Here is a 16282-nt window from a genome sequence, read left to right on the forward strand (position 1 = left end):
GCGGACGGCCCTCCCGACGGGCGCGCCGCCCGGGTGCTGCTTAGCGTGGCGGGGTGAGTGTCCCCACCCGTTCCGACCAGGCAGTCCTCGCCCGCCACGGCTGGGTGCGGGCGGTGGCCACGGTGCTGGCCGCGGTGATCGCCATGGGCGTGGTCGCCGCGCTGGGGCTGTGGGCGGCGGGTGCCTCGGACCTCCCGGACGACGCGTTCCCCCGGATCGTCGCGGCGACCGTCGTCACCGCCGTCGGCGGCACGATCGAACTGTCCGGGGACGCCGGAGGGCTCGCCGACACGAACGCCGGACTCACCGTGATCCCTCTCTCGGTCACACTCGTCGGCGCGCTGGTCCTCGGCGCGGGCTTTCTGCGGCCGCTCCGCCACCGGGCCGTCGCGGGAGCCGCCGAGCTGGCCGGATGGGCCGCCCGGATCGCCGTGCTGTGGCTGCTCGCGCTGCTCGGTCTGGCCCTGGCGGCACGCCAGTCGTTCGCGCTGTCGCTGGGCGACGGCACACTGAGCGGCATCGGCGACCTGTTCGACGTGTCGCCGAAGGTCGGCTTCACCACGGACGTGCCGCCCACCCTGTTCTTCGGGCTGCTGTGGCTGGCCGGGGTGCTGGTGCTGGCCGTGCTGGTCTCACGCGGGGCGCCGCTGCCGGCCCGGGTGCTGCGCCTCCAGGAGTCGGTACGGCCCGCCGCGTACGCCATGGTCGTGCTGCTGCTCGCGTACGTCGTCCTCGGCGTCCTCGTCGCCGTGGTGGTCGCGGCGACCCGGGGGCATGCCGTGGAGACCCTCGCCGTGATCCTGCTCGGCATGCCGAACCTGATGTGGCTCACCCTCACGATCGGTCTCGGCGCGACCTGGAACGGCCGGGTGGAGGGACCGTTCGGGCTGCCGATGCCGCATGTCCTGGACGAGGTGCTGCGCTCCTCGGACACCGCCACGCTGAACCTGGGCACGCTCGCCGCGCACGACGGCAGGGTGTGGTGGCTGGTGGTCGTGGACGCGGTGCTGCTGCTGGGCGCCGCCTTCGTCATGGCCGCGCGTTCACCGGCCCGGATGCGCCTGTGGCAGCACGCCGTGCACATGGCGGTGGCCTTCGCGCTGACGGTCCTGATGATCTGCCTCGTCGGCCGGATCTCCGCGCACTACGGGCTGTCGGTCCTCGGGATCGGGGACCTGGGGGGCAGGTTGGGCGGCGATCTGTTCCTGAGGCCCGAGCTGTGGTCGGCGATCGGTCTGGCCCTGTTGTGGGGGCTGGTCACCGGGTTCCTGGGCGGTCTGCTGGCGAAGCCGGTACGGCGACGGGGTGCGGCCCGCCCGGTGACCCGCTGAGGTACCGACCCCGATGGGGCACCGGCGAAGGCGCCGGTGAGGCGCCCTACCGTCGCCCGAAGACCGGTGCGGCCCAGCCCGGAGGCTGCCGGGGCCGCTCCTCCCCCGTCGGCACGGCCCGCAGGTCGACCGCCGTGGGCGGGTGGCCGGTCGTCGGATCGTCGCCGGTCGCGGCGGAGCGCAGGGCCGCGACGAAGGCGAGGCAGGAGTCGTGGCGGTCGTCGGGGCTCTTGGCGAGGGCCTTGGCGAAGACGGTGTCGAGGTGGGCGTCGAGGTCGGGCCGGGACTCCGTCAGCGGGGCCGGTTCGTCGTACTGGTGGGCCCACAGCAGGGCCATGTCGTCGTCGCGGCGGAACGGCGGCCGGCCCGCGAGGGTCTCGTAGACGACGCAGGCGAAGCCGTAGACGTCGCAGCGGCCGTCGACGGGCCGACCGGAGATCTGCTCGGGGGCCACGTAGTCGAGGGTGCCGACGAACTGGCCGACGGTCGTGAAGCCGGTCAGGGACAGGGATTTCTTCGTCAGGCCGAAGTCGGTGAGGTAGACGTGTTCGGGGTGGTCGCTGTCGGTGCCGCGGGCCACCAGGATGTTGCCGGGCTTCACGTCCCGGTGGACCAGGCCGTGCTCGTGGGCCGCGTCCAGCGCGGAGGCGACCTGGGCGGCGATGCGCACCGCGGTCGCGAGCGGCAGAGGTCCGTCGCGGTCGAGGAGGTGGCGCAGGTCGCTGCCGGAGACGTAGCGCATGGCGATGTAGAGCACACCGTCGGTCTCGCCCGCCTCGAAGACCGGCACGATGTGCGGGTGGTCGATCGCGGCGGCCACCCGGGACTCGTGGGTGAAGCGGCGGCGGAAGGTGTCGTTGCGGGCGAGTTCGGGGGCCAGCAGCTTGAGGGCGACGGTCCGGTCCAGGCGCAGGTCCCGGGCACGGTAGACGACGGCCATGCCGCCGCGGCCGATCTCGCGCTCGATGCGGTAGCTCGCGACCTGCTTGCCGATCAGCTCGGAGGGCCGTCCCGAGAAGAGGCTCGATTCACGTGCCATCGGGCGTCACGACCTGGGTGGGGGCGTGTCCGACGTCGGCCGCGACGGCACGGGGACCCTCGTCCGTGGCGTAGGTGCTCAGCCGTGCGCCGTCCGCGTAGGCCCACCGGCCCTGTTCGGTGTCGTACACCCACATCGACTCCCCGTCGACGACGACCCCGAGCCGCAACCCCTGGGTACGGCCGTGGAAGGCCTCGCCCTCCAGAGCGCCGGCCGCGAGGTCCTCGACCGCGGCCCGGTAGCGGGCCAGGGTCTGTTCGGCGCGGGTGAGCAGGGGGCGGGGGTCGGCGGTGCGGGTGAGGGGGCCGCCGGCGAGCGGCGGGTCCTCGGGCACGGCGACCAGGTGGCGGCCGTCGACCCAGGCGGACCAGCCGTTGGCGCACAGGACATGCCCCCAGTCGCCGCGTCGCTCGACGAGCTGGACCGGCAGCAGGGCGTCGAGGGGCACGGTGGGGCGGGCGGGGTCGGGGGCCTCCCAGGCGGGCATGCCGTTCTGGGGCACGACGTGGCTGGGGCGGAAGCCGGGGGGAGTCGCCATCGGGCCCTACTTCCGCATCACGGCGGGTTCGTGGCGGCGCAGCAGCCGGGCGACGACGTATCCGAAGAGCGCCGACAGCACGACCAGCATGGCCACGTTCAGGAGCCACACTCCGGCCGAGTGACGGAACAGCGGGTCGCCGGTCAGTTCGCCGGGCACGATCCGGGAGAGGCCGACCGTGCCGGCCATCGCACCGAGCGCCCATCGCGAGGGCACCAGCCACGACAGTTGTTCCAGGCCGGGCACGCCGTCGAGTTTCAACAGGGCGCCGCAGAAGACCACCTGGACGATGGCGAGCAGCACGAGCAGCGGCATCGTCACCTCCTCCTTGCGCACCAGCGCGGAGACCAGCAGGCCGAGCATCATCGCGGTGAACGCCAGCAGGGCGACGGCGACGGTGACTTCGACAAGGGGTGGCATCAACACGCCTTCTCCGCCCGGTGCGTTGAGGTCGACGCCGAACAGCCCGACCAGGGTCAGCACGACGGCCTGCAGCACGGTGACGGTGCCGAGGACGACGACCTTGGACATCAGGTACGCCGATCTGGACAGGCCGACGGCCCGTTCACGCCGGTAGATCACCCGTTCCTTGACGAGTTCGCGCACGGCGTTGGCGGCGCCGGTGAGGACTCCGCCGACGCACAGGATCAGCAGGGCGTTCATCGCCGTCTCCTGCGTGAGTCTGCTGCCCGCGAGGGCCCGGGCCATGGCGCCCATCACGAACGGCAGCGCGATCATGATGACGAGGAAGGTGCGGTCGGCGCCGAGGGCCGCCGTGTACCGGCGGACGAGGGTGCCGAGTTGGGCGCCCCGGCTGCGGGGGCGGGGCGGGGGTGCGATGACGACGGGGCCCTCGCGCTGTCGTCGGGGCTGTGCGGTCGCGTCCTGGACGTACCGGCGCCGGCAGGCGGAGGTGCGGAACTCTCCGGCCCAGTCGCGGTCGCGGTCCCGTTCGAAGGCCTCGAAGGCCTCCGGCCACTCGGTGAAGCCGAAGTAGGCGAGGGCGTCCTCGGGCGGCCCGTAGTAGGCGATCCGCCCGCCGGGGGCGAGGACGAGGAGGCGGTCGCAGACGTCGAGGCTGAGGACGCTGTGGGTGACCACGATGACCGTGCGGCCGTCGTCGGCGAGGTCGCGCAGCATGTGCATCACCGAGCGGTCCATGCCAGGGTCCAGGCCCGAGGTCGGTTCGTCGAGGAACAGCAGGGACGGCTTGGTCAGCAGTTCCAGGGCCACGCTGACGCGCTTGCGCTGGCCGCCGGAGAGGCTGTGCACGGGCTGGCGGGCGCGCTCCTCCAGGCCGAGTTCCCGGATCACCTCGTCGACCCTGGCCCGGCGCTCGGCCTTGGCGGTGTCCTGCGGGAAGCGGAGTTCGGCGGCGTAGGACAGGGCGCTGCGGACGGTCAGCTGGGCGTGCAGGATGTCGTCCTGGGGGACCAGGCCGATGCGCTGACGCAGTTCGGCGTAGTCCCGGTAGAGGTCGCGGCCGTCGTAGAGGACGGTGCCGTGGTCGGCGGGGCGCTGTCCGGTGAGGGCGTTGAGGAGCGTGGACTTGCCGGCGCCGCTCGGGCCGACGACCGCCAGCAGACACTTCTCCCCCACCGGGAACGACACCTGGTCGAGGAGGGTCTTGCGGCCGTGGTCGACGGCGACGGTGAGGTCCTGCACGTCGAGGGAGACCTCGCCGGTGTCGACGTACTCCTGCAACTGGTCGCCGACCAGGCTGAACGCCGAGTGGCCGATGCCGACGATGTCGCCGGGGCCGAGGGGGGCACGGGTGACGGGCAGACCGTTGAGGAAGGTGCCGTTGTGGCTGCCGAGGTCGACGATCTCGTACGTCCCGTCCGGCAGGGCGCGCAGTTCGGCGTGCCGGCGGGAGACGATCAGGTCGTCGATGACCAGGTCGTTGTCGTCGGCGCGGCCGATGCGGACGGTGCGCGCGGGCAGCGGACGGACGGTCGTGGGCTGTCGGAAGGTGCCGGTCAGCGCGGGCATCGAGACCGCGGAGGGACGTTCCGGAACGGGCGGCGGGAGGCTGGTGAGGGTGGCGCACGGGCCGTCGGCGGGGCTGCCGAAGCGGATCACGCTGCCGGGTCCGACGCCCCATTCCTGGACGCGGCGGCCGTCGGCGAAGGTGCCGTTGGTGCTGTGCTCGTCCGCCAGCGTCCAGTGGCCGGCCTCGGGCCGCAGCACCGCGTGGTGCCACGAGACCCGGGCATCGTCGATGACGATGTCGCTCAACGGATCGCGACCGACGTGGTAGTCGTGGCCCGGACTCATCACCGTGGAGCCGGTCTCGGTCTCCAGGACGAGTTCGGGCGCCGTCGGTGCGTCCGGCCGCTCCGCCATGCCAGAATTCTACCGATTCATCATGATTCCCGCCTGGTGTCGCCCGTCAGGCCACGGGCGTGAACAGTGCCGCCGTGGTGCGCTGCATACGCAGGGCGTCCACGGACTCCGCCAGCAGTTCGTATTCGGTGGTGTCGTCACAGGCGGCGATCCGCACCAGCCGTCCCGCGGCCAACTCGTCGGCGACCAGTCCCTGTTGGATCACGTCCCCGCTCCAGCCGCGCAGCACGGCCGGCACGTCGGCCACGGTGCCCCCGACCGGTACGAGCGCACCGGAGGGGAAGTGTTCGGCCTCGGGCTGGGGGTCTAATCGATCGGCGATCCAGGCCGCACGGTCCCGCAGCCACCACAGGGCCAGCGCGAGCGTGGGGGCGCGGTAGGTTCCGAGGGGTACGCCGATGCGCCGACCTCCGCAGGTGCCGTACCCCGTGACATGGCACAGGAATTCGTCGTGCACGATCCACTCCCCCGCTGCTTCGCTAGCCTGTCGGCAGGGCCTCGCTCTCGTGCGGCTCATGTGCTGTGCGTGACTGGATCTTCGCTGGATGTGAAGCCCTAGCTGTCGAGTATGTTCACTACTGAAACAGTGTCACCACAACTTTCCGGCCAGTCTCCTGGCATATTCAGCGCCATTACTGGCCGAAAGCCGACGGCGAGGGCCGCGGGACCGGGTCGGCGATGAGTTTTCCCCGTTCCACGGGTCTTCAGAGGTGAAGACCGGCGAAAACGGAGGACATCATGCCCACGACCGGAGAACTGGACACGGAATTCACCGCCGAACTCGGCAGAAACCCGGAGAAGGGCAGCTGGACCTGTGTCCGCTGGCCCGCCTCCGTGGCCTTCTTCGGCACCCGGGGCCTGGTCAAGGTCCGCGGGACGATCGACGGACACCCCTTCCGGAGTTCCTTCATGGCCCTCGGGGACGGCACCCACATGCTGCCCGTCAAGGCCGAGGTGCGCCGGGCGATCGGCAAGGAGGCGGGGGACACGGTGACCGTGCGTCTTCAGGAGCGGCTGAGCTGAGCCGCCACCGCGGGGTTCGCTCATGAGGGGGGCGAGGCCACGGTCACCGGCCACGGCGCGGCCCAACCGCAGACGTCCGGGGTGAGGCTCCTGGGGGGATACCTGTCCGTTCGGCGGTGTGCGGCCACTGCCCGGCACCGGCCTGGAGTACGGTGCCCGGCGTGCTCGACCGCAGGTGGCGATGACCCGCGTGGGAGGTCCCGCGGGTCACGCCCGGATCCCCTGACGAGGGGGTTCAGCCCGGTTCAGCCCCTGAGGACGGCGTCGATGCGGGCCAGCTCCTCCTGGTCGAAGTCCAGGTTGCGGATGGCGCCGACACTGTCCTCCACCTGCCGCGCGCTGCTCGCGCCGACCAGGGCCGAGGTCACCCGGCCGCCCCGCAGCACCCAGGCCAGCGCCAGCTGGGCCAGGGTCTGGCCGCGGGACTTGGCGATGTCGTTCAGCTCGCGCAGCTGCCGCACCAGGTCCTCGGTGACCGCGTCGGAGTTCAGGAACGGGCTGTCGCTCGCCGCGCGGGAGCCCTCGGGGATGCCGTCGAGGTAGCGGCCGGTCAGCAGCCCCTGCTCCAGCGGGGAGAAGACGATGGAGCCGACCTGGAGCTCGTCCAGCGCGTCCAGCACGCCCTCGTTCTCGGGGCGCCGGTCCAGCATCGAGTAGCGCGGCTGGTGGATGAGGAGCGGGGTGCCCAGCTCGCCCAGGATGCGGGCGGCCTCCCGGGTCTGCTCCGCCGAGTAGTTGGAGAGGCCGACGTAGAGCGCCTTGCCCTGCTGGACCGCGGTGTGCAGGGCGCCCATCGTCTCCTCCAGGGGAGTCTCCGGGTCGGGGCGGTGCGAGTAGAAGATGTCGACGTAGTCCAGGCCCATCCGCTTCAGGCTCTGGTCGAGGGACGACAGCACGTACTTGCGCGAACCCCACTCGCCGTACGGGCCGGGCCACATCAGATAGCCGGCCTTGGTGGAGATGACCAGCTCGTCGCGGTAGGGCGCGAAGTCGGCCCGGAGGGCCTCGCCGAAGGCGGACTCGGCGGCGCCGGGCGGCGGGCCGTAGTTGTTGGCCAGGTCGAAGTGGGTGATGCCGAGGTCGAAGGCGCGGCGCAGGATGGCGCGCTGTGTGTCGACCGGGCGGTCGGGGCCGAAGTTGTGCCACAGGCCCAACGACAACGCGGGAAGCTTCAGGCCGCTGCGTCCGGTGCGCCGGTAGGGCATGTCCGCGTAACGGTCGGGGTGTGCGGTGTACAACGCGACTCCAGGGGGGTGGGCGTGAGCACGGTGGAACCAGGTTTCCTGAAAACCGTTGTCCACTCTCGCGCGACCTGGGTGCATTCGTCCAACAGGAGAATCCGATGGAATTCAGCGCGTACGCTTCTCAATCATGGAACTGCGCCATCTCCAGCACTTCGTGGCGGTCGCCGAGGACCAGCACTTCACCCGGGCCGCCGAACGGCTGATGGTGTCCCAGTCAGGGCTGTCGGCCTCCATCCGCGCGCTGGAGCGGGAGCTGCAGACCCCGCTGTTCGTGCGGACGACCCGCCGGGTGACGCTCACGGAGGCCGGCCGGGCGCTGCTCGGCGAGGCCGAGCGGATCCTGGCCCAGGTGCGGTCGGCCCACGAGGCCGTCGCCGCCGTGCAGGGAGTGCTGCGGGGCACGCTCGCGCTGGGCACCGAGCAGTGCATCGCGGGCGTGCACGTGGCCAGACTGCTGGCCGCGTTCCGGCGGCTGCATCCGGACGTGGAGATCCGGCTGCGGCAGGCGGGGGCGGGCGCGCTCGCCGAGGAGGTCGCCGCCGGGCGGCTCGACCTCGCGTTCGCGGTCCGCACCCAGGCGGACACCGACCAGCTGCGCTCGGTGCCGCTGACCAGTGAGCCGATGACCGTGCTGTGTCATCCCAGTCACCGGCTGGCGACCGCCGGGGCGGCGGTGACGCCGGAGGAGATCGGCGGCGAGGTCTTCGTCGACTTCCATCCCGACTGGGGGCCGCGCCGGATCACCGACGCCGCGTTCGCCGGAGCGGGCGTACGGCGGACGGTCGCGCTGGAGGTGAACGACGTGCACAGCCTCCTGGACCTGGTGGACGAGAACCTCGGCATCGCGGTCGTGCCGCGGCACTTCCGGCACAAGCGGGAGTTCCTCGCCTCCCTGCCGCTGAAGGGGACCGACGAGACGGCGTACGAGACGGTCGCACTGCTGCCGCCCCCGCAGGCGGCGAGTCCCGCGGCCCGGGCGCTGATGACGCTTCTGGAGAGGGCGGACGCGTGACGGATCCCGGAACGGCGCACGCGTGACGGACGCGGATGCGGGAGGGTGGGTCCCATGCATGCCAAGGACATCCTCATCGAGGCGTACGGCCGCATCCGGGAAGAGGTCCACGCCGTCGTCGAGGGCCTCGGCCCGGACGACCTCGCCGCCCGTCCCGCCGCCGACGCCAACTCCGTCGCCTGGCTGGTCTGGCACCTCACCCGGGTTCAGGACGACCATGTGGCCGACGCCGCCGGGTTCGACCAGGTGTGGCTGTCACAGGGCTGGGAGAAGCGCTTCGGGCTCGACCTTCCGCCCCGGGACACCGGCTACGGACACACCGCGGCGAAGGTCGGCAAGGTGCGGGTCGACTCCGGTGACCTGCTGACCGGGTACTACGACGCCGTGCACGAACAGAGCCTCGGGTATCTGCGCGGGCTGACCGCCGGGGACTTCGAGCGGATCGTGGACGAGCGCTGGGATCCACCGGTCACGCTCGCGGTACGGCTGGTCAGCGTCCTGTCCGACGATCTTCAGCACGTCGGACAGGCCGCCTATGTACGGGGGCTGCTTCAGAGCGCGTCCGCGTAGCCCGGCAGGACGACGTCCTCGATCAGGGCCCTGCGCTCGTCGAACGGGACGAAGGCGCTCTTGAGGGCGTTGACCGTGACCGTGCGCAGGTCCTCGACGCTCCAGCCGGCCTCCTCGACCAGCAGGGACATCTCACGGGTCATCGTCGTGCCCGACACCAGGCGGTTGTCGGTGTTGAGGGTGACGCGGAAGCCGAGGTCCTTCAGGGCGGTGATCGGGTGCTCGGCGATCGAGGTGGCGGCGCCCGTCTGGAGGTTGGACGTGGGGCACATCTCCAGGGCGATCCGGCGGTCGCGGACCCAGCCGGCGAGGCGGCCGAGCTTGCCGTCGACGATGTCGTCGGTGAGGCGGACGCCGTGCCCGATGCGCTGGGCTCCGCACACCTGGAGGGCCTGGTGGATGCTGGGCAGGCCGTGCGCCTCACCGGCATGGATGGTGAACGGCACGTTCTCCCGGCGCAGGTGCTCGAACGCGGCCAGGTGGTCGGCGGGCGGGAAGCCGTCCTCGGCGCCGGCGATGTCGAAGCCGACGACGCCCGCGTCACGGAAGGCGACGGCCAGGTCGGCGGCCTCGCGGACCCGGTCGAACATCCGCATCCCGCACAGCAGGGTGCCGACCCGGACCGGGGTGCCCGCGGCGGCCGCCTTCGCCATCCCCGCGGCGAGGCCCTCCTGGACGGTCTCGACGACCTCGGCGAGGGCCAGCCCGCCGTCGGTGTTCAGCTCGGGGGCGTAGCGCACCTCGCCGTAGACGACACCGTCCGCGGCGAGGTCGAGGACGTACTCCTCGGCGGTGCGCAGCAGGCCCTCGCGGGACTGCATCACGGCGAGGGTGTGCTCGAAGGTGGCTATGTAGCGGACCAGGTCGCCGGAGTTGGCGGCCTCGAAGTACCAGGCGGCGAGCTCGTCCGGGTCGGTGGTCGGCAGGGTGTGCCCGACCGCGTCCGCGAGTTCCACCACGGTGGCGGGGCGCAGACCGCCGTCGAGGTGGTCGTGGAGCACCGCCTTGGGGAGCCGGCGGAGGGTGTCGGTGTCGATGCGGGGCGCGGTCATGTGCGTGGTGTCTTTCTCGGGTCAGGCGGTGGTGGCGGGCTGGAGGAGGTCCCAGCGGTTTCCGTACAGGTCCTGGAAGACGGCGACCGAGCCGTACGGCTCGTGGCGCGGCTCCTCCAGGAAGGTCACGCCGGCGGCGAGCATGCGGGCGTGATCGCCGGCGAAGTCGTGGGTGTGCAGGAAGAAGCCGACCCGTCCGCCGGTCTGGTCACCGACCCGGGCGCGCTGGTCCTCGTCCTTGGCGCGGGCCAGCAGCAGATCGGTGCCGCCCTCGCCGGTGCCCGGTCGGACGGTGACCCAGCGGGAGCCGTCCGGGCGCGGGGTGTCCTCGACGAGGTGGAAGCCGAGGGCCTCGGTGTAGAAGCGGATCGCCTCGTCGTAGTCGTCGACGACGAGGGTGACCAGGGCGATGTGTCGCATCGGGGCCTTTCGGAGCGGGCGATTGACGGGAGAGGTTATACGTAAAACCTCGGCCGCGCCAGTCAGCGGTGGAGGCCGCTCCCCACAGCCCGGCGGAGGCCGCTCAAGGCGGCCCTCGCGTGCGTGACAGGCTGGAGATCACGTCCGCGGGCTGTGCCCCGCCCGCACTGCCGCACAGGAGTCTCGCGTCATGAGCGAACTGCCGAAGCCGACCGGTGCCTCGGCCCACCAGAACGTCACCTTCCCCAGCGGCGAAAGCACCGCGCACGGCTATCTGGCGCTGCCGCCCTCCGGTCACGGACCGGGTGTCATCGTCATCCAGGAGTGGTGGGGCCTGCCCGACCACATCACCGACGTGGCCGACCGGCTCGCCCGGGAGGGTTTCGTCGCCCTCGCTCCCGACCTCTACGGCGGCCATGTGGCCCACGAGAGCCAGGAGGCCCTGCGGATGATGCAGGACCTCCCGGTCGCCCGCGGTGTCGAGCTGCTGTCCGGCGCCGTCGACCATCTGCTGTCCCGGCCCGAGGCCACCTCGGACACGGCCGGCGCGGTCGGCTTCCGCATGGGCGGCGGCTTCTTGCTGTACCTGGCCGCGGCCGACCCGCGGGTGAGCGCCGCCGTGCCGTTCTACGGCCTCATCCAGGGCGAGATGCCCGACTTCTCGGGGCTCGGGGCGCAGGTCCTCGGGCACTTCGGCGAACTCGACCGGAGCATCCCGGCCGAGACCGTCGACCGGCTGGCCGGCGCCATCGAGCAGGAGTCGGGGGTGACCCCCGACTTCCGCCGCTACCCGGCCGACCACGCCTTCTTCAACGACGGCCGCCCGGTCTACCACGCCGAGTCGGCGGCCCGCGCCTGGGAGAGCACGGTGTCGTTCCTGCGGAAGCAGTTGGGCTAGACCGCGGGGAGGAGAACGGCGAAGAGTCCTGCCGCTCGGGTGCCGTCCGCCGCGTCCCACGGTCCGGCGACATGGCCGAGCGCACCCTCCGGCAGGGTCGGCACCCCGTCCGGGACGGGGCGCAGGGCCCGGTGCAGGCGGAGCGTTCCGCCCTGCGGGAGGGTCAACTCGGTGCTCTCCTCGCCCTCTTCGACCTTCACGGCGGTGGTCGGAAGCGGGTCGTCACCCGCGTAGGAGCGGACGATGTCCGGGTCCGGGGTGTTGTCGACGCTCTGCGCCTGTGCCTCGGCGCCGCCCTCGACCAGGGCGAGCAGCCGGTCCACCAGCACCGGGTCGTGGGAGCCGTCGTAGGCCCAGCGGGGACCCAGCACGCCGTGCTCCATGGTGCCGACGAGGGCGTGCTCCGCCCCGGCGAGCGGGGCACCGCGGTAGGTGAGCGGCACCAGGTAGGCGGCGGGGTCCGTGCCCGCGGTGTCGGTGACCACCATGAACTCGATGCCGACCTCGCCCTCGGGGTCGTCCAGCCGGAAGCCGCCGGCCTTGGCGAGCTGGGGTGCTCCCGGGCCGCCGGAGTACCAGGGGCGGGTGGGCAGCCAGGCGGTGAGCAGTTCGAGCTTGGTGGGCGTGAGCGTGGTGCGGTGGATGACGGCCATGCGGAAAGTTCCCTCTTCGTCGGATGCGGTCGGGTCTGTTCGCGTCTCGTCGTTCTTCGTCGAGCCGGTCCGGGCGTACACACTGTCGCACCGGCGCCGGGCGGGTAGCGTTCCCGCTATGGAGATCACCGGGCCGCCCCGTACCGCCGAGCAGCGCAAGCGTGACGTACTGACCCGTCTGGAACGGGAGTCGGACATCTGGGTGGCCACCGCCGACGCCGACGGACTGCCGTGTCTGGTTCCGCTGTGGTTCGTGTGGGACGGGGACTCCGTGTGGATGGCCACGCGCCCGACGAACCCCACCGGCCGCAATCTGAGCGGCGGCGGCCGGGCCCGGCTGGCGTTCGGGCACACCCAGGACGTCGTCCTTCTCGACGGTGAGGCGCGGATGTTCGGGGGGCTCGACGTGCCGGACCCGGCCGTCGGCGCCTTCGTGGGGAAGACCGGCTGGGATCCGCGCACGGAGCGAGCGTCGTACGCGTTCGTCCAGGTCCGGCCGGACGCCGTGCAGGCGTGGCACGGGGTGCACGAGATGCGTGGACGGCATCTCATGCGGGACGGGGCTTGGGTCGTCTGAGGTCGCCCCGGGTCGGTCAACCGGCCCTGTGGTGCAGCGCGTCGAGTGTGGAGAGTTCCTCGTCGGTGAGCCGGAGGGCGCCCGCGGCCACGTTCTCGACCAGGTGGTCCGGGTTGCCCGTGCCCGGGATGGCCAGGACGTGCGGGCCCTGGTGCAGAGTCCAGGCGATCCTCACCTGGGCGGGGCTGACGCCGTGGGCCCGGGCCACGGCGAGGACCGCGTCGTCGTGGTCGGTGGTCGCGCCCCCGGAGCCCGCGTCGCCCGCGACGGCGAAGAACGGCACGAAGGCGATGCCCTGTTCGCCGCACAGGCGCAGGAGTTCGTCGGTGGCCGGATCGTGGAGGTCGAGCCCGAAGCGGTTCTGCACGGACACCACGGGCGCGATGGCCTGCGCCTCGGCGAGGTGGCGGGGTTCGACGCCGGAGATGCCGAGGTGCCGGACCAGGCCCGCCGCACGCAGTTCGGCGAGGGCACCGAAGTGCTCGGCGATCGAGTCCTGCCGCATCCGGCGGAGGTAGACGACGTCCAGGTGGTCCCGGCCGAGCTCGCGCAGGTTCTCCTCGACGTGCCCGCGCAGGTCCTCGGGACGGGCCGACGTCCCCCACTCCCCCGACCAGTCGCGGAACGGGCCGACCTTCGCGGCGACGACCAGCTCGTCCGGATAGGGCGCGAGCGCGCTGTTGATGAGTTCGTTGGCGGAGCGCAGGGCGGAGAAGTAGAAGGCGGCCGTGTCGATGTGGTTCACGCCGAGCTCGACGGCCGCGCGCAGCACGGCGATCGCACGCCGCCGGTCGCTCGGCGTCCCCTGGTGGAAGGCCGCGCTGCCCGTCAGCCGCATCGCGCCGAAGCCGACGCGGCTGACGGTGAGGTCGCCGAGCTTCCAGGTGCCCGCGGCATCCGCGGTGATCGTTTCGGAGGTCATCGGCGGAGTCTGACATACGTCGGACGGGCCTCCGTACGCGCTGTGCGGACCTCTGCCCGGCGTCCCCTCGTGCCGCCTCAGCAGTACAGGTTGGCGCCCGGTGCGACGCCGAGGATCTGCGCGAACTGCTGGTACTTGGTCACCCGGCTCTGCACCTGCGCCGGGTTCCTGCCGTCGCACTCCAGGGATCCGTTGATGCTGCGGATCGTCTGGCCGAAGCCCGCGCTGTTGACCATGGCGTTGTGCGGGGTCATGGTGCCGGGACCGTTCTGCGTGTTCCAGTACCACAGGCCCGTCTTCCAGGCGACGGCCGCGTCGTTCTGCACCAGCCAGGGGTTGTTGAGGAGGTCGAGGCCGAGGGCGTCGCCGGCCGCCTTGTAGTTGAAGTTCCAGCTGAGCTGGATCGGGCCGCGCCCGTAGTAGGCGGCCTGGCCGGCCGGGCAGCCGTACGGCTGGCTCCAGTCGCAGTAGTGCGGGTAGTTGGCGGTGTTCTGCTCGACCACGTGCACCAGGCCGCCGGTCTCGTGGCTGACGTTGGCGAGGAAGGCCGCCGCCTCCTGCTTCTTCACCGTGTCGCTGCCGGTGTTGGCGAAGCCGGGGTAGGCGCTCAGGGCGGCGGTGAGGCCGCTGTACGTGTAGAACGAGTTCCGGCTCGGGAACATCTGGTTGAACTGCGCCTCGGTCACCACGAAGGTGCCGACCGGCGTCCCGGTGCCGCTACAGGCATAGGGCTCCCAGTACCAGGTGCTGATGAGCGGGTCGTAGCCCGGGTTGGCGTGTTCGGCCCTGTACGCCTTGCCGTCGGTGTAGCGGACGATGTCACCGGCCGCGTACGACCGTCCGGCCACCCAGCTCGGATAGCTGGAGCAGGCGGCGGCGGACGCGCTGGTGGCGGGCAGCACGATCGGTACGGTGCTTCCGAGGACGAGTGCGGTCACAACTGCGGCGATGCGGCGTCTCGACACGGGGTCAACTCCTCTGCGGAGCACGGCCGCTCCCCTGACAAGGGCAGCGCGAGGCGGACCCTGGTGCGCACGGGCCGGCCGGGCCGGCCACGGCGTGGGGGCGGCCGTGGTGGGGGGTGTGGAGCCACACTCAACTCCTTTGGTCTGTACCAGTCAAGGGTGTAGACCAGTTCACTCGTGTCAGCGTGAAACCGTGTGAAACGGCTCGGACCCGCACGGAACGAGGCGGGGGGGGCCCTCCCGGACCCGCCCCGCCTCGCCGCCCTGCCTTCGTCCCGCCCCGCCCCGTTCGGCAGCGGGTCCTAGCTCAGCGGCTTGCTCAGCACCGCCTTGCGGTGGCTGAACGTCTCGATCGAGTAGCGGCCGTGGTAGTTGCCCATGCCGCTCTCCCCCACGCCGCCGAACGGCAGGTCGGAGACGGTGAGATGGGCGAGCGGCAGCCCGTAGCCGACGCCGCCCGAGGAGGTCTCGTCGGCGATCCGCCGCCGGGTGGTGTCGGACTCCGAGAAGACGTACAGCGCGAGGGGCTTGTCGCGGTCGTTGATGAAGTCGATCGCGTCGTCGAGTCCGGCGACGGTGACGATCGGCAGGATCGGGCCGAAGATCTCCTCCCGCATGACGGGCGACTTGGGGTCGACGTCGGCGAGGACGGTCGGGGCGAGGTACTTCGTCGTCCGGTCGCCGACCCCGCCGACGACCGTACGGCCCGAGTCGAGCAGGCCCGACAGGCGGTCGAAGTGGCGTTCGTTGACGATCCGGCCGTACTCGCCGGAGTCCTTCGGGTCGGCGCCGAACAGTGCCTCGACGGCCCGGACGAGGGCCGGCTCCAGGGCTGCGGCGGTGGCCGGGTCGGTCAGCACGTAGTCGGGGGCCACACAGGTCTGGCCGGCGTTGAGGAACTTGCCGCGCGCCAGCCGGTCGGCGACGACATCGAGGTCGGCGTCGGCGTCGACGAACGCAGGTGACTTGCCGCCGAGTTCGAGGGTGACCGGAGTGAGATGCTCGGCGGCGGCCCGCAGGACGATACGGCCGACCGCGCCGTTGCCGGTGTAGAAGATGTGGTCGAAGCGCTCGGCCAGCAGAGCGGTGGTCTCGGGGATACCGCCCTCGACGACGGCGACCGCGTCGGTGTCGAGGTAGGCGGGCAGCAGCCGGGCCAGCGCGGCGGAGGTGGCGGGGGCCATCTCGCTCGGCTTGGCGACGACCGCGTTGCCGGAGGCCAGGGCGCCGACGACGGGGGCGAGCAGGAGTTGGGCCGGGTAGTTCCAGGGGGCGATGACGAGGACCACGCCGAGGGGGTCGTACTGGGTCCAGGCGGTCGCGTCGGCGCCGAGGTGGGCCGGGACCGGGGCCGACTCCGGGTCCAGCCAGTCGGCGAGGTGCTCCAGGGTGTGGTCGATCTCCCGGACGGTGAAGTCGATCTCGGTGCGGTGGGCCTCGGCGGAGCTCTTGCCGAGGTCGGCGTGGAGCGCGGCGGCCAGGTCGGCACCGTTCTCCGTGAGCATCTCGCGCAGGCGGCCCAGCTGGGTCGTGCGCCAGGCGACGGACTTGGTGCGGCCGGCGCGGAAGGTGGCGCGCAGGCGGGCCACGACGTCGGCGGGCTGCTCGGGGGTGTGCTGGTTCACGGTGCCTCGCTGGTGGGACGTGTGCGTATCAGGTGTATACGCCAACCATTCGGATGGGGAAATGATT

General features: G+C 71.9%; 17 protein-coding genes. 6 read left to right on the forward strand and 11 right to left on the reverse strand.

Annotated features, from left to right (window positions below):
- The first annotated feature begins 53 nt into the window (after positions 1-53).
- Positions 54-1331: a streptophobe family protein gene (locus ACZ5VD_RS09530; RefSeq protein WP_468553576.1), complete on the forward strand. Its 1278-nt coding sequence runs from the start codon at positions 54-56 to the stop codon at positions 1329-1331.
- Positions 1332-1377: 46 nt separating this feature from the next.
- Here ACZ5VD_RS09530 and ACZ5VD_RS09535 read toward each other — a convergent pair whose 3' ends face one another.
- The 4 genes from ACZ5VD_RS09535 to ACZ5VD_RS09550 are packed head-to-tail and all read right to left on the reverse strand — an operon-like array spanning position 1378 to position 5711.
- Positions 1378-2370, reverse strand: coding sequence for a serine/threonine-protein kinase (locus tag ACZ5VD_RS09535; protein ID WP_468553575.1), 993 nt, complete (start codon positions 2368-2370; stop codon positions 1378-1380).
- The gene (locus ACZ5VD_RS09540) at positions 2360-2908 is read right to left on the reverse strand and encodes a hypothetical protein (RefSeq protein ID WP_468553574.1); all 549 of its coding nucleotides are present in this window, start codon (positions 2906-2908) and stop codon (positions 2360-2362) included. Before ACZ5VD_RS09540 ends, ACZ5VD_RS09535 begins: the two co-directional genes overlap by 11 nt.
- A gap of 6 nt (positions 2909-2914) precedes the next feature.
- Positions 2915-5254, reverse strand: a complete 2340-nt coding sequence (locus ACZ5VD_RS09545; protein WP_468681774.1) for an ABC transporter ATP-binding protein/permease — start codon at positions 5252-5254, stop codon at positions 2915-2917.
- 46 nt (positions 5255-5300) lie between these two features.
- Entirely contained in the window at positions 5301-5711 is a 411-nt protein-coding gene (locus ACZ5VD_RS09550) for a hypothetical protein (protein ID WP_468553572.1), read from the reverse strand.
- A 281-nt stretch (positions 5712-5992) separates the two neighbouring features.
- Between ACZ5VD_RS09550 and ACZ5VD_RS09555 the strand changes: the two genes are divergently transcribed.
- Entirely contained in the window at positions 5993-6277 is a 285-nt protein-coding gene (locus tag ACZ5VD_RS09555) for a DUF1905 domain-containing protein (protein WP_468553571.1), read from the forward strand.
- A gap of 245 nt (positions 6278-6522) precedes the next feature.
- On the opposite strand, the gene mgrA is transcribed toward ACZ5VD_RS09555, so the two are convergent.
- Entirely contained in the window at positions 6523-7515 is a 993-nt protein-coding gene (gene mgrA / locus ACZ5VD_RS09560; protein ID WP_468553570.1) for an L-glyceraldehyde 3-phosphate reductase, read from the reverse strand.
- Positions 7516-7648: 133 nt separating this feature from the next.
- On the opposite strand from mgrA, the gene ACZ5VD_RS09565 reads away from it, so the two are divergent.
- Positions 7649-8533: a LysR family transcriptional regulator gene (locus ACZ5VD_RS09565; protein ID WP_468553569.1), complete on the forward strand. Its 885-nt coding sequence runs from the start codon at positions 7649-7651 to the stop codon at positions 8531-8533.
- A 54-nt stretch (positions 8534-8587) separates the two neighbouring features.
- The gene (locus ACZ5VD_RS09570; RefSeq protein ID WP_468553568.1) at positions 8588-9103 is read left to right on the forward strand and encodes a mycothiol transferase; all 516 of its coding nucleotides are present in this window, start codon (positions 8588-8590) and stop codon (positions 9101-9103) included.
- Here the strand turns inward: ACZ5VD_RS09570 and ACZ5VD_RS09575 are convergent.
- Together ACZ5VD_RS09575 and ACZ5VD_RS09580 are read right to left on the reverse strand one after the other, a co-directional pair.
- Positions 9085-10155: an adenosine deaminase gene (locus tag ACZ5VD_RS09575; protein ID WP_468553567.1), complete on the reverse strand. Its 1071-nt coding sequence runs from the start codon at positions 10153-10155 to the stop codon at positions 9085-9087. The genes ACZ5VD_RS09570 and ACZ5VD_RS09575 overlap by 19 nt on opposite strands.
- A 21-nt stretch (positions 10156-10176) precedes the next feature.
- The gene (locus ACZ5VD_RS09580) at positions 10177-10575 is read right to left on the reverse strand and encodes a VOC family protein (protein WP_468681776.1); all 399 of its coding nucleotides are present in this window, start codon (positions 10573-10575) and stop codon (positions 10177-10179) included.
- A gap of 190 nt (positions 10576-10765) precedes the next feature.
- Between ACZ5VD_RS09580 and ACZ5VD_RS09585 the strand changes: the two genes are divergently transcribed.
- On the forward strand, positions 10766-11473 hold the full coding sequence (locus tag ACZ5VD_RS09585; protein ID WP_468681778.1) for a dienelactone hydrolase family protein: 708 nt from the start codon (positions 10766-10768) through the stop codon (positions 11471-11473).
- Here ACZ5VD_RS09585 and ACZ5VD_RS09590 read toward each other — a convergent pair.
- Positions 11470-12126: a maltokinase N-terminal cap-like domain-containing protein gene (locus tag ACZ5VD_RS09590; protein ID WP_468553564.1), complete on the reverse strand. Its 657-nt coding sequence runs from the start codon at positions 12124-12126 to the stop codon at positions 11470-11472. The two genes, ACZ5VD_RS09585 and ACZ5VD_RS09590, sit on opposite strands and share 4 nt — an antisense overlap.
- 118 nt (positions 12127-12244) lie before the next feature.
- Between ACZ5VD_RS09590 and ACZ5VD_RS09595 the strand changes: the two genes are divergently transcribed.
- Positions 12245-12703 carry a pyridoxamine 5'-phosphate oxidase family protein gene (locus ACZ5VD_RS09595; protein ID WP_468553563.1) on the forward strand — a complete coding sequence of 153 codons (459 nt, stop codon included), beginning with the start codon at positions 12245-12247 and terminating at the stop codon, positions 12701-12703.
- A gap of 16 nt (positions 12704-12719) precedes the next feature.
- Here ACZ5VD_RS09595 and ACZ5VD_RS09600 read toward each other — a convergent pair whose 3' ends face one another.
- From ACZ5VD_RS09600 to ACZ5VD_RS09610, 3 genes are all read right to left on the reverse strand, one after another.
- On the reverse strand, positions 12720-13625 hold the full coding sequence (locus tag ACZ5VD_RS09600; RefSeq protein WP_468553562.1) for an aldo/keto reductase: 906 nt from the start codon (positions 13623-13625) through the stop codon (positions 12720-12722).
- Between the two features lie 77 nt (positions 13626-13702).
- On the reverse strand, positions 13703-14590 hold the full coding sequence (locus ACZ5VD_RS09605) for a glycoside hydrolase family 19 protein (RefSeq protein WP_468553561.1): 888 nt from the start codon (positions 14588-14590) through the stop codon (positions 13703-13705).
- A gap of 302 nt (positions 14591-14892) precedes the next feature.
- The gene (locus tag ACZ5VD_RS09610; RefSeq protein WP_468681780.1) at positions 14893-16260 is read right to left on the reverse strand and encodes an aldehyde dehydrogenase family protein; all 1368 of its coding nucleotides are present in this window, start codon (positions 16258-16260) and stop codon (positions 14893-14895) included.
- Between the last annotated feature and the right edge of the window lie 22 nt (positions 16261-16282).

The organism is Streptomyces sp. NPDC032822 (assembly GCF_055578825.1).